Here is a 12,113-nt window from a genome sequence, read left to right as displayed (position 1 = left end):
CGAGGCAATAACGTGGCTTGTGGCTTGTGGCTTATGAGCCGATCCTCTATCGTTGCTTCCATGAGCACCATCGTCCAGATCTTCGACCGCATCACGGCCACCGACGTGCCCACCGCCGTGGCCGCGTGCAAGCGCGACCAGGCGGCCACGCCTCGGGTCGTGGCCATGCTCGAGCAGTTTTTGCGCGAGGTGCAGTGCTACTACCCGCCGGCAGCCGGTGCCAACGGTGTGGACCAGCCCCTGATCTGGACCGAGGGCCTGCCGTTCGGCCCGCTGGACCACTGGCCCCTCAATCTGGGTGTGGATGTGCAGGCGCTGGATGCCACCGTCCTGTCCACCCTGGGCCATGTGGCGGCTGATGCCGGGCTGCAATTGTTCGAGCCACAGAGTGCAGCGCTGTACCGGCTGGACCGCCAGGTGGTCTACGCCAACGGCACGGTCGAGCCCTTTGCCGAGCGTTCCCTGCGGGTGGAGCCGCCCAAGGTGCAGGCAGCGCCCGGCAGCTTTGCCCCGGCGCGGGTACCCCACAGCCTGGATGTGCTGTGCGGCGCGCTGATGGAGCGGCTCGCGCCGCTGGGTTTCGAGGTGCACCCCCATCCGGTGAACTCACGCGCGCGCCTGGTGCAGCGCAGCCATGGCCCCACGGTGCAGGCATTTTTCATACAGGTGCAGCCGGAACATGACCGGCAGTACATCCATTGCTCCGTGAACTGGTGGCTGCCCAGCGTGCGCGAGGCCTGGCTGGCGCGCCTGGACGAGATCGGCGGGCCAGAACTGCGCAGCCGCATCAAGGCCTTCATCCCCGACTACGAACGCAGCCTGAACGATTTTCAGCAGATTCCCTGGCACCGCAACCCGCGTCTGGGCCAGAACGATCTGCGCAGCGAGCACGACCTGGGCGACTATGCCAAGGCCCTGGCCTTCTGGGCCGCCGAGCGCGCCATCCTCTGGCAGGATGCGCCCAAGGACATGGCGGCCCTGGGCAAGCTGCTGCTCTCGGTCGACCAGGTCAGCCGCGTGCTCAAGGACGGTGAGAGCGGAGTGCACGGCCTGTTCACCCTGCAGGAGCAGATGGCCCTGCTGGTGCTGGCACTGCACTGCAAGACCCCCCTGCGCGAGGTGTGGATTGAAACCCTGCGCCACCGCCAGCGCGTGACGCAGCACGTGCAGTGGAAGCCCGTCAGCGGCAACGATGGCAATGCCTTGTTCGACGCGATTCTCCAAAGCCTGATCGAGCGGCCTCCTGTGCTGGGCGCCTGATCCAGCCAACTTTTTGCATGATTTCCGACAACGACATTGAAGCCCGCGCCTGGAACCTGGTGCACGCCTACCTGGCCGATGCCTCTCCCGCTGCATGGCATGTGTTCGCCGCGCGCTCCAACTACGACGGCAACAAGCAGGCCCTGCGCTGGCTGCTCGACCAGCCCACGCTGGACCGGGGCACTGCATTGCTCATCTACTGGTACCTGGGGGCTGCCTGGCATGTGCAATTCACCTCGGCGGACCAGGCGTTGAGCCCCGAAACCTTCACGCTGCTGCGCCTGATCGAGGAGCGCTATGCGGAGGGTTTTTATCAAGCCGGCAATATCTGGTTCGACCCGCACACCTCCGAAGGCGGCCGGCCCGATGACTACCCCAAGGTGCCGGTGGTGCGGCCTGTGCCAGCCATCATGCTGGAGCCGGTCAACGGCAGCGAGTTGGTCGAGGTCTCCGAAGACCCGGAGGGCTTTGACGAAGGGCTCCCACTGAGCGTGGCGGTGGCGCTGTATGCGTTGTTCGAGGAGAACGAAGACTGACAACGTCCTCCGGTTCAGCGTCCCGGGCCTTCGATTGTGTCGCTGTCTGCGCGGTGTGAGCCCACCCCGACACCCAGGGCCATGCCGCCCATGCCGGCCCCGCCGGAGCCTCCACCGCCTGCACCCCCTCCACGCCCGCCGCCGGCCTCGGCATTGCCTGCGCCTCCCGCTCGCTTGCCCGCCGCCCCGCCACTTGCGGCCGGGCGCAGAGGGCCCTGGTTGGGTATGGTCACTGCAGCCGGGATGGGCTCCAGGTCCAGCGCCGAGCGTATGAAGTGGCGCAGCGACACGACCAGCTGCGCGGTCTCGATGCTGCGGCCGGCCACCATGTCCTGCGCGGCCTTGGCGGCCAGTTCCACCTGTTCCTCGGTGCCGAGCAGGATCACGTCGGACAGGGCGGCCTCCACCGCATCGCGCATGCGGCGCTGGCGTTCGGTGCTGGTGAGGGTCGGAGAGGGCAGGTCCGATTCCTCCGCTTCGGATGCATCGGTTTCCTGTGGGGTGGCCATCGCCATCTGCACGGCACTGTCATGCACCTGCTGGCGCCGCAGGTCGCGCATGTGCGTGGGGTGCACCTGCAACTGCCCGGTGAAGGATCCACCCAGTGTCTTGTACGCAGCGATCAGCGTCTTGAGCCGTTCGTTGATCTGCCGGTTCTCGCGCTCGCGGCGCTTCTGGATGGTCTGCATGAACACCAGGCGCGTGCCCACCATGACCAGGGTGGCCAACAGCAGGCCCATCAGTGTGGTGAGCAGGGTGGACCAGGAGGTGAAGTCGAGAAGGTTGCGCATGCGGAAAGCTGAGGGCGAACGGTGCGCCCATCCTAAAGGCAAGCCGGCTGCCGCCCTGTAGGCCGGCGCCCCAGCCAGCCCCATGGATGCTTTGCGAAGGGCGCAGGTCGTCACCCCCCCCGGTTCTCAATCGGCCGTCAGCCCCAGGCGCTTCACAACGGGTTCCCAACGGGCCATTTCCTGGGTCAGCGTCGTCTGCGCCTGCGCGCTGGTGGTCCCCAGGGCCGTCACATCGCTCTTTTGCAGCTTGGCACGCACCTCCGCCAGTTTCATCACCTCCTGCGCCCGTTTCGCCAGTTCGGCGATGACGGCGGGCGGCGTGCCCTTGGGGGCCTGCAGCACCAGCCGGAAGCTCACGTCCAGGCCTGGCTGCTTCAGGGCCTGGGCCAGCGTGGGAACTTCGGGCGCCAGCGGCGATGGCGTGGCCGAGGAGACGGCCAGTGCCGTGAGCTTGCCGGCCCGCACATGCGGCAGCACGGTGGGCGTGGCGAGGAAGCCGCATTGCACTTCGCCGGCCAGCACCGCCTGCGTAGCGGGCGCGGGCCCGCGGTAGGGGATGTGCTCCATGCGTGCGTGCGCCGCATCCAGGAACATTTCGGTCGCCAGGTGCCCGGGCACCCCCGGTCCACCGGATCCGTAGAGGATGCGCTCGGTCTTGCTCTTGGCCACCAATTCGCTGACCGTCTTCACACCCACCGAAGGGTGGCACACCAGCATCTGCGAAAAGCTGCCGATGATGGAAACGTTCACCAGATCGGCCTTGGGATCGAAATCGCGGTTCTTGTAGATATGCGGGTTGACCGTGAGCACGGTGTCCGGGCTGAGGACCAGGGTGGCGCCGTCGGGTTCCGCCTTGGCTGCCGCGATGGCGGCCAGGTTGTTGCCGGCACCGGGGCGGTTGTCCACGATCACGGGTTGCTTGACCAGCTTGCCCAGTTGGTCGGCGAACAGCCGCGCCGTGATGTCCGACGGGGCGCCGGGCGGCGAGCCCACGAAAAGGCGCACGGGTCCGGCGGGCCAGGCCTGTGCCAGCGCGGCGCAGGGCGCCAGCGCAATGAGGCCGATGGCACCGGCGCTGCGGATCGTCTTGAAAATGCCCATGGTTACTCCTTGTCGAAGCTCAGTACATCAGCTGGCCGCGGCGGTTCACGACGCCGATGTCCACCCACTGCGTGCCGATGTTCTGGCCATCGGTGAAATCGAGCGGCAGGCCCCCCAGGTCCATGCGCAACTGACGCAGCGCGGCCGTTACCTTCTCGGGCGTGGGGGATGCGCCAGCGCGAGAGATGGCCTCCACTGCGACCTGGGCGGCCACGTAGCCGGTCAGGTGCGGGTTGGACGGCTCGGATTTCGGATAGTGGATGCGCATTGCGGCACGGAAGTCCCGCGTCAGGCGGGTCTTGTCGGCAGAGGCATTGGGCAGCACCTGCGCCACCCCCACGCCGATGGCCGATTCCAGTGGCGTCTTTTCAATGATGGCTTCTGCCGGCACGTAGGACATGCCATAGATCGGCGTGCGGTCAGAGGCTGCACGCACGTCGCGAACCAGCGCCGCGCCGCTGTTGCGCACCAGCACCATCACATAGGCCTGCGCGCCTGTTGCCTGCAGCTGTTTGGCCGTGGCCGCGAGCTGCTCCCCGACCGGCGGCACGGGCACGCGGCCGACGACCTCGAGCTTGAGCTGTGCAGCCGCTTCATTGAAGTGGCCCAGGCCGCTCTTGCCCATGGGGTTGTCTTGGTGGGCGACCGACACCTTGCGGATACCGAGCGTGGACAGGTGCTGCAGGATGTGGCGGATCTGCGCGCGGTCGCCCGCGCTCACGTGGAAGATCCACGGGCTGCCGGGGTTGCGCATGGCCTCCGCGCCCGGGGTTGCGCCCACGGCCGGGATCTTCACGCGGTCGAGCACCTTGCTGGACTGAAGTGCCAGCACATTGGCCGAGCCGAACAGGTTGATGAAGGCCAGCGGCTTGTCGCGCGTGGCGATCATCTCGACCAAGCGCACGGTATCCTCGGGCTTGTACTGGTCGTCTTCGTGCACGAAGCGGATCTTCTGCCCGTTGACACCGCCCTTGGCATTCACGGTGTTGAAATACGCTGCGGCCCCCTCGTAGTTGCCCACGGCCGTCACGGCCAGCGGGCCCTTGGTGGGCGATACCTGGGCGATGACGATGTCCGCATGGGCAGTGGCCACCTGAAGGGCCGCGAAGAAGATGAGGGTACGAATGGGCAAGGGCTGACTCCAACGGCATAGAGAACTCTGCAGAGAATTCTTAGGCCTCAGCCGATGGTTCATCTAATGAAGAAAAGAGGAGACATTCCCTGATGTTGCGCAATCCCCGTGTGCCGGACGATTTCGTGAATTATCGATTGCTGCGGCTGTTCGCACTGGCGGGCGCACCTGTCGTGCGCCTGTGCGAAGGGCGCTACGGTGTGACACGGCGCGAATTCCGCCTGCTGTGCCTGGTGGTCGACGGCGGCCCCGTATCGCCGTCGCGCCTGAGCGAATTGGCGCACCTGGACCCGGCCCGCGCGTCGCGCGTCATCGCGGCACTGGCCAGGAAGCGGCTGGTGCGCCGCGAGGTGCAGAGTGGCGACCGCCGGTTCGCGCTCATTGCAGCCACCCGCGAAGGCGTGGCGCTGCACAAGGAGCTGTTTCCGCAGATCGCCGACATCAATCGGGGGGTGGTGTCGGTGCTCGATGCAGGGCAGGTCAAGGCGCTGGATCAGATCCTGTCGGTGCTCACGCGCCACGCCGAGGTGGTGAACAGCTCCATCGTGCTGGATGTGGGTGCGGACCGCCAGCGCGGGCGGCGCAGCCCTGATGACGACTTTGCATAGGACTGCAGGCAGGGCGGGGCGTCAGCCAGGCTTGCCCGCCGCCGGGCCCCAAGGCGCCACTGCAGCGGCGGAATCCGCCGGCTTGCTGCGCTTGCTGACCAGCAGCACCCCCGCCAGCACCAGCCCGGCGCCCGCCATCTGCCACCAGGACAGCGGTTCGTTCAGCAGCCAGCAGCCGAAGAAGATCGTCAGCATGGGCCCCAGGTTGCCGATCAGCGCGGTGCGGGCGGCGCCGATGCGGCGGATGGCGGCGGAGGTCATGAACACCGGCAGCACGGTGGAGAAGACGGCCATGCCCAGGGCATGCAGGTACACGGGCGCGGGCTGCGCCAAAGCCGCGACCGGCTGGGTCGCGATGAAGTGGGCCAGCGTGGCCACGGTGGACACCAGCATGGCCAGCGCGGTGAAGCGCGCTGCGCCCAGGGTGCGGATGGCCGGCTCGCTGCCGGCTTGGTAGAAAGCGTACGACACGGCAGAGCCGAAGACGAAGCCCGCGCCGATGAGCACGGCCCGCGCATCGCCGGCCACATGCAGGTCGTGCGCAAAGGCCAGCCCGATGCCCGCGTACGACAGCAGCAGCGAGCCGATTTCGCGCCGCGATGCCCGTTCGCCCATGAAGAGCACGCCGATCACGATGGTGAGCGTGGGGTAGGTGAACAGAATCAACCGCTCCAGGCTGGCCGTGATGTACTGCAGGCCGATGAAGTCAAGAATGCTGGCGCCGTAGTAGCCCAGCAGACCCAGCGCGATGACCAGCAGCCAGTCGCGCCTGGCCAGCGATGCCAGGCTGCGGCTGGCGCGCCAGCCGACCCAGGCAAACACCGGCAGCGAGAACGCCATGCGCAGGGCGAGCAGGGTGACCGAATCGACCGGCGTGGCCTGCGGCACGGCATAGGCCAGCTTGACGAAGATGGCCTTGAACGAGAAGCCCAGGGCGGCGAGAACGGCCAGGGCCAGGCCGATGCGTTCGGCGGGCCAGTGTTTCCAGGAAGGCATGGGGAAGTCTTGTGACATGGTGCATGCGGCTACTGCGAACGTTATGCATGCATGCGATACGGGGAGGGCAAATCGGTGAGGCCATGGTGCCCGACGATGTCGCGGTGCACAATTGCTATTCCCGCAAGCCTGCGTTCGTTTTTGCCGAACGATGGCGGGGCCTTTGTTCATGAACTACGACCTCATTGACCTGCGCCTGTTTGTCGCCATTGCCGAAGAATGCAACCTTACCCGCGGGGCTGCCCGCGCCTGCCTGGCCCCATCGTCGGCCAGCCACCGGCTGCGCCGGCTGGAAGATGTACTCCACACCACCTTGTTCGAGCGGCAGACGCGCGGCGTGCAACTCACCCGAGCCGGCGAAGCGCTGCTGCGCAATGCGCGCCAGGTGCTGGCCAGCCTGGAGCAGATGCATGCCAACCTCTCGCCCTTTGCCACCGGCATCCGCGGCCATGTGAGCCTGTGGGCCAACACGCATGCCACGCACACCTTTCTGCCGGACGATCTGGCTGGCTTTCTCAAGCAGCACCCGCAGGTCAGCGTGACACTGGAGGAGCGCACCAGTGCCGAGATCGTGGTGGCCGTGGCCAGTGGCGAGATCGAAGTGGGTGTGCTGGCGGACAGCGGCCACAGCGCGGGCGTGGAGCTGGCCCCCTACCGGCAGGACCGGCTGGTGCTGATCGTGCCCACCGGCCATGCCCTGTCGTCTCGTACGCAGGTCGGCTTTGCCGAGGTGCTGGACCACGCCTTCGTCATGCTGCACGCGGGGTCGGCCATCCACACCTTCACGATGAATACCGCCGCCGCTCTGGGCAGGCACCTGGATGTGCGCATCCAGGTGCGCAGCTTCGAGGCCGTCTGCCGCATGGTGGGCGCAGGTGTGGGCATCGGCATGGTGCCGCGCAGCGCCGTCAAGCTGGCGGGTGTTGGCGATCTGCCGGTGGTCGTGGAGATGGACGAACCCTGGGCCCGGCGCGACCTGCAGATCTGCGTGCGCAGGGGAGCAGAGCCATCGGGCTTTGCGGCCGCGCTGGTCGAGCACCTGCGCAGCAGTCGTGGCGCGCGCCAGGGGGTGTAGGTGGGTTCCGACGGCTTTGATCGGCATTGGCCCGCTTCGTGCGCCAAGGTGCCTGCGTAACCTTGAGGCCATGCAAAGCGATCCTGCTCTGCTCTACCACCCCAAGGAACCAATATGAACACCGATCAAGTCAAGGGCGCATTGAAAGAAGCAGCTGGCAAGGTTCAGCAAAAGACCGGCGAGGTGATCAACAGCCCCGAGCAGCAAGCCAAGGGCGCCGCCAAGCAGGTGGAAGGCAACATCCAGAAGAACTATGGTGACGCCAAGGAAGCGGTCAAAGACGCCGTGAAGTGACGCCCAGCGGGTGCGCCCGCTGCCGCACGTGAAGCCCCGGATGCAGTGATGCCCCGGGGTTTTGCTTTTTTAAAAGGGTGCTCAGTCTGCCCGGAGCACGTTCACGCCCGTGGCGCGCAGTTCGCTCTGGAGGCGCGTGGGTGCGGTGGCGGGCACCACGAGCGCGGCCAGCTCCTTGAGCGGAGCCACGGTGAAGGGCGAGGCGGCACCAAGCTTGTCCAGGGAAGCCAGCACCACGGTTTCCGCCGCGCGGCGGTGCAAGGCGCGCTTGACGGTGGCTTCCTCGAAGTCGCCGGTGGTCAACCCTGCCTCGGCGTGCACGCCCGTGACCCCCATCAGGAACAGGTCTGCGCGCAGCCGCTCGGCGGCCTCCACCACGCTGGCGCCCACGTTCACCATCGAGTGCCGGTACAGGCGCCCGCCCAGGCTCAGCACCTCGATGTGCGCGTGCCCGGCCAGGGCGGAGGCCACCGCCGGGCTGTGGGTCACCACCGTGGCGTGCAGGTCGCGGGGCAGATGCTGCACCACCTGCAGCGAGGTGGTGCCGCCGTCCAGGATGACCACCTGCCCAGGGCGCACCATGGCCGCCCCGGCACGGCCGAGCAGGCGTTTTTCATCGGGCGCCAGCTCCTTGCGCACGCGCAGGTCGCCCACCGCGGCCGAGGCGGGCAGGGCCCCGCCGTGCACACGCTGCAGCTTGCCCTCTGCGGCCAGTTCGCGTAGATCGCGGCGCACCGTGTCCTCTGAAATACCCCATTCCTCGCTGAGCGCTTTGGCCAAGACCTGGCCATCGTGCGCAAGGCGCTGGAGGATTAGTTGCTTGCGTTGCGTGGTGAGCATGGTCAGTGTGATTGCATGAAGTTCAATGAAAATGCATGATACTGCACGAATGCGTTTTTGGAGAAACCCATGCCCGATCCCATGGCGGCTGACCGCCCCCTGCTTGTGCTCATCGCCGGCCCCTACCTCTCGGGCACTGATGGCGACCCCGTCCGCATCGCCGCCAACCGTGCGCGGCTGGAGGCCGCGGCGCTGCCCATCTACCAGCGCGGCCACCTGCCGATGCTGGGGGAATGGCTGGCGCTGCCCATCATCCACGCGGCCGGCGGCCGTGAGCAGGGCGATGCGGTGTTCCATGCCTACCAGTACCCAGTGGCCGAGCGCTTGCTGACGCGCTGCGATGCGGTGCTGCGCCTGCCGGGCGCATCGCGCGGTGCCGATATAGACGTGGCACGGGCGCAGGCCCTGGGTTTGCCGGTCTACCACCATATCGACGAACTGCCGGTGCACCAGGCTGCAGAGGGGGTGGCGGCATGAAGCGGCCCCAGCCCATGCCACTGCCGGGCGATACGGACAATGTCCGATTGGTGGATGCCCAGCTGCTGTCGGACAGCTGGTACACCCTGCGCAAGATCAGCGTCGAGCTGCGCCGCCGCGACGGCCAATGGCAGCGGCTGAGCCGCGAGGCCTATGACCGGGGCAACGGCGCGGCCTTGCTGCTGTGGGACCCGCGCCGCAGCACGGTGGTATTGACCCGGCAATTCCGCCTGCCGGCCTTTCTGAATGGCTCGCCCGACGGCCAACTGATAGAGGCCTGTGCCGGCCTGCTCGATGGCGACGAGCCTGAGGCCTGCATCCGCCGCGAGGCCGAAGAGGAGACCGGCTACCGCATCCGCACACCGCGCAAGCTGTTCGAGGCGTACATGAGCCCGGGCTCGGTGACCGAGAAGCTGCACTTCTTCGTGGCCGAGTACGAGCCCGGCGACCGCGTGCGCGCGGGCGGCGGCCTGATGGAAGAGGGCGAGGACATCGAAGTCATCGAGATGCCCCTGGCCGAAGCCCTGGCCGCCATCGCCTCGGGGCGCATCCAGGACGGCAAGACCATCATGCTGCTGCAGCATGTGGCGCTGGTGCTTGCGCAAAGCACCGTCTGATGCCCGGTGTCAGCCTTTGCCGTCCAGCAGCGCGACGATCCGGTTCCAGTGGGATTCATCCACGGGCGTGATGGACAGGCGGCTGCCTTTTTGCAGCACGCGCAGGTCGGCCAGCTCGGGGTGCTGGCGCAGCTCGGGCAGGCCGAGCAGGCGCGTCTTGCGCACGGCCTGCACGTCGAGCAGCAGCCAGCGCGGGGCGTCGGCCGGCGACTTGGGATCGTGGTAGGGCGATGCGGGGTCGAACTGCGTGGGGTCGGCCCGCGTACCGGACGCCACGCGGGCGATACCGATAATGCCTGGCTCGGCGCAGCTCGAGTGGTAGAACAGCACGCCATCGCCCACCTGCATGCCATCGCGCATGAAGTTGCGTGCCTGGTAGTTGCGCACGCCGGTCCAGGGCACGGTGGCTTTGGGGGCGGCCAGGGCGTCGTCGATGGAGCATTCCTCGGGCTCGGATTTCATGAGCCAGTGGCGGGGGGTGGCGCTGGAGGGGGATGTCATGGCACCATTCTGGCAAAGAGTCGGGGGCCGACGCAAACAACGTCCGTGAGGGGAAAGGCGCTGCGGTCCAGATGGGCCGTGGCGAAACAAGCAATGGCTGAACCATCCAAGCGCAAGAGCAAAGGCCCCGGCACCTGGGTGCTGGCGCTGTTCGGGCTGCCCTTTGCGGCCGCGGGCCTGGGCCTGTTGCTGCTGAGCGTGCTGCCCACGCTGGTCGACTGGTCGACCATGCAGGGCTGGCAGCCGGTGCAGGCCACGCTGGCCTCGGCCGAGACGGTGGCCAGCCGCAGCAGCAAGTCCACCACCTACAGCGTGAAAGCCGAGTACCAGTACCGCGTGGCGGGGCAGGAGTACACCGGGCGGCGCGTGGCCATCGGCTCGGGCAGCGACAACGTGGGCGAGTTCCAGAAGGAACTGGGCGCCCGGCTGGAAGAGGCGCAGCGCAGCGGCACACCGGTGCAGGCCTGGGTGAACCCCGACAACCCTGCCGAAGCGGTGCTGGACAGGAGCCTGCGGCCTGGAATGCTGGCCTTCAAGCTGGTGTTTGCGCTGGTGTTTGGCGGGGCGGGCCTGGGCATCATGCTGTTCGCATGGCGCATGCGGTCCGTGCTGTCCAGCGAGGAACGGGTGGCAGAGCGGACCTGGGAGGCACGCCCCTGGGAGTCCCGCCCCGAGTGGAAGGACAACCGCATCCGGGCGCGCCGGCGCATCGGGCGGTGGGTGTTGTGGGTCCTGGCCCTGGTGTGGAACGGGGTGGCGCTCCCCATGGCCGCCATGGTGGTGCCGCGCACGCTGGAGCGCGGCGACCCTCTGCTGGCGGGCGCCTTGCTGCTGTTTCCATTGGCTGGGCTGGCCCTGCTGGTCTGGGCACTGCGCAGCGCTCTGCATGCACGCCGCTATGGCGATGTACGGCTGGAACTCGACCCGTTCCCGGGCTCCATCGGTGGGCACTTCGGTGCCATCCTGGCGCTGCCTGTGGCCTACAGTTCGGGGCTGCGCTTTCTGGCCACCCTGCAGTGCGTGCAGCACACCCGCTCCCGCTCTGGCGGCAAGACCAGCTACGACAGCCGCACGCTGTGGCAGGTGCGCGGCCTGCCGCAGGTGGAGGCGCAGGGCGAGGGCGTGCGCCTGGCCTGGCGTTTCGACCTGCCGGCGCACCTGCCCGCATCGGAAGACCCTGGCAGCGAGTACCACCGCTGGGAGTTCGAGGTCAAGAGCGTGCCGGGCACCTCGGGCGACAACCTGGCACCGGGGTTCGGGTGCAGCTTCGACGTGCCGGTGTACCTCACGAACCAGAAATCTGTCTGGCTGCAGCACGATGCGGCGCAGCACCCGCAACTGGGCGAGGTGGCCAAGACGGACGAGGAGGACGTCTCCGATGTGGAGCAGGTGGCCGGCGGTGTGCGGCTGTACTTCCCCTATGGGCGGCGCTACAAGCAGATGCTTGCGCTGCTCGTGTTTGGTGCCATCTTCGCGGGCGCGGGCGTCCTGCTGTGGAGCAGCGATGCACAGTTATTGTTCGGCGTGCTGTTTGGCGGCCTGGGCTGGTTGGTGGTGCTGGGCGCCATCTACGGCATGGGCAACAGCCTGACGGTGCAGATGGACCGCCACGGCCTGCGGACCGAGCGGCGGCTGCTCGGCCTTGCAAGCTTCAAGAGCGCGGCTTCGGCGAGCGAGGTGGCGCGCCTGGAGATCCAGGAAAGCTATTCCACCACCACGGGCGGCAACAAGGAGACCTACTACCGCCTGCAGGCGGTGCTGGCCAGCGGCAAGGGCATCACCGTAGCCGACAGCCTGCGCGGCAGGGCGGCGGCGCAGCAACTGCTGTCCTCGCTGTGCCGCCAGACGGGCTACACGAAGGGATCGACGCTGGATTGAGGGGCGA

At 67.5% G+C, this 12,113-nt stretch carries 14 protein-coding genes; 8 read left to right on the top strand and 6 right to left on the bottom strand.

What is annotated here, in order from left to right:
* Nucleotides 1-60 precede the first annotated feature (60 nt).
* Together ACSQ3Y_RS19360 and ACSQ3Y_RS19355 are read left to right on the top strand one after the other, a co-directional pair.
* Nucleotides 61-1,260, top strand: coding sequence for a hypothetical protein (locus ACSQ3Y_RS19360; RefSeq protein ID WP_436178529.1), 1,200 nt, complete (start codon nt 61-63; stop codon nt 1,258-1,260).
* A 17-nt stretch (nt 1,261-1,277) separates the two neighbouring features.
* On the top strand, nt 1,278-1,796 hold the full coding sequence (locus ACSQ3Y_RS19355) for a DUF4274 domain-containing protein (protein WP_436178528.1): 519 nt from the start codon (nt 1,278-1,280) through the stop codon (nt 1,794-1,796).
* A 14-nt stretch (nt 1,797-1,810) separates the two neighbouring features.
* On the opposite strand, the gene ACSQ3Y_RS19350 is transcribed toward ACSQ3Y_RS19355, so the two are convergent.
* From ACSQ3Y_RS19350 to ACSQ3Y_RS19340, 3 genes are all read right to left on the bottom strand, one after another.
* A complete protein-coding gene (locus tag ACSQ3Y_RS19350) occupies nt 1,811-2,587 on the bottom strand; it encodes a hypothetical protein (RefSeq protein WP_057267634.1) in 777 nt (258 codons plus the stop codon).
* A gap of 126 nt (nt 2,588-2,713) precedes the next feature.
* A complete protein-coding gene (locus tag ACSQ3Y_RS19345) occupies nt 2,714-3,688 on the bottom strand; it encodes a Bug family tripartite tricarboxylate transporter substrate binding protein (protein ID WP_436178527.1) in 975 nt (324 codons plus the stop codon).
* 19 nt (nt 3,689-3,707) lie between these two features.
* A complete protein-coding gene (locus ACSQ3Y_RS19340) occupies nt 3,708-4,820 on the bottom strand; it encodes an ABC transporter substrate-binding protein (RefSeq protein WP_436178526.1) in 1,113 nt (370 codons plus the stop codon).
* Between the two features lie 92 nt (nt 4,821-4,912).
* Between ACSQ3Y_RS19340 and ACSQ3Y_RS19335 the strand changes: the two genes are divergently transcribed.
* Complete coding sequence (locus tag ACSQ3Y_RS19335; RefSeq protein WP_057203069.1) at nt 4,913-5,428, top strand: MarR family winged helix-turn-helix transcriptional regulator; 516 nt, start codon at nt 4,913-4,915, stop codon at nt 5,426-5,428.
* A gap of 21 nt (nt 5,429-5,449) precedes the next feature.
* Here the strand turns inward: ACSQ3Y_RS19335 and ACSQ3Y_RS19330 are convergent, their stop codons facing one another.
* Complete coding sequence (locus ACSQ3Y_RS19330) at nt 5,450-6,424, bottom strand: DMT family transporter (RefSeq protein ID WP_057203068.1); 975 nt, start codon at nt 6,422-6,424, stop codon at nt 5,450-5,452.
* 169 nt (nt 6,425-6,593) lie between these two features.
* Between ACSQ3Y_RS19330 and ACSQ3Y_RS19325 the strand changes: the two genes are divergently transcribed.
* Together ACSQ3Y_RS19325 and ACSQ3Y_RS19320 are read left to right on the top strand one after the other, a co-directional pair.
* The gene (locus ACSQ3Y_RS19325) at nt 6,594-7,499 is read left to right on the top strand and encodes a LysR family transcriptional regulator (protein ID WP_436178525.1); all 906 of its coding nucleotides are present in this window, start codon (nt 6,594-6,596) and stop codon (nt 7,497-7,499) included.
* 114 nt (nt 7,500-7,613) lie between these two features.
* Nucleotides 7,614-7,793, top strand: a complete 180-nt coding sequence (locus ACSQ3Y_RS19320; RefSeq protein ID WP_057203067.1) for a CsbD family protein — start codon at nt 7,614-7,616, stop codon at nt 7,791-7,793.
* A gap of 81 nt (nt 7,794-7,874) precedes the next feature.
* Here the strand turns inward: ACSQ3Y_RS19320 and ACSQ3Y_RS19315 are convergent, their stop codons facing one another.
* Nucleotides 7,875-8,633, bottom strand: coding sequence for a DeoR/GlpR family DNA-binding transcription regulator (locus ACSQ3Y_RS19315; RefSeq protein ID WP_436178524.1), 759 nt, complete (start codon nt 8,631-8,633; stop codon nt 7,875-7,877).
* A 69-nt stretch (nt 8,634-8,702) separates the two neighbouring features.
* Here ACSQ3Y_RS19315 and ACSQ3Y_RS19310 point away from each other — a divergent pair, with 69 nt between their 5' ends.
* Nucleotides 8,703-9,110, top strand: coding sequence for a DUF4406 domain-containing protein (locus tag ACSQ3Y_RS19310; RefSeq protein ID WP_436178523.1), 408 nt, complete (start codon nt 8,703-8,705; stop codon nt 9,108-9,110).
* The gene (locus ACSQ3Y_RS19305; protein WP_436178522.1) at nt 9,107-9,727 is read left to right on the top strand and encodes an NUDIX domain-containing protein; all 621 of its coding nucleotides are present in this window, start codon (nt 9,107-9,109) and stop codon (nt 9,725-9,727) included. The genes ACSQ3Y_RS19310 and ACSQ3Y_RS19305 overlap by 4 nt, the downstream gene beginning before the upstream one ends.
* Nucleotides 9,728-9,736: 9 nt before the next feature.
* Here ACSQ3Y_RS19305 and ACSQ3Y_RS19300 read toward each other — a convergent pair whose 3' ends face one another.
* Complete coding sequence (locus tag ACSQ3Y_RS19300; protein ID WP_436178521.1) at nt 9,737-10,228, bottom strand: EVE domain-containing protein; 492 nt, start codon at nt 10,226-10,228, stop codon at nt 9,737-9,739.
* A gap of 93 nt (nt 10,229-10,321) precedes the next feature.
* On the opposite strand from ACSQ3Y_RS19300, the gene ACSQ3Y_RS19295 reads away from it, so the two are divergent.
* On the top strand, nt 10,322-12,106 hold the full coding sequence (locus ACSQ3Y_RS19295) for a DUF3592 domain-containing protein (protein ID WP_436178520.1): 1,785 nt from the start codon (nt 10,322-10,324) through the stop codon (nt 12,104-12,106).
* The last annotated feature ends 7 nt before the right edge of the window (nt 12,107-12,113 follow it).

The organism is Acidovorax sp. LjRoot66 (assembly GCF_964253305.1).
In the GTDB taxonomy this organism is placed as follows: domain Bacteria; phylum Pseudomonadota; class Gammaproteobacteria; order Burkholderiales; family Burkholderiaceae_C; genus Acidovorax.
The sequence above is the reverse complement of the archived record's forward strand: the minus strand, read 5'-3'. Positions and strand labels throughout refer to the sequence as shown.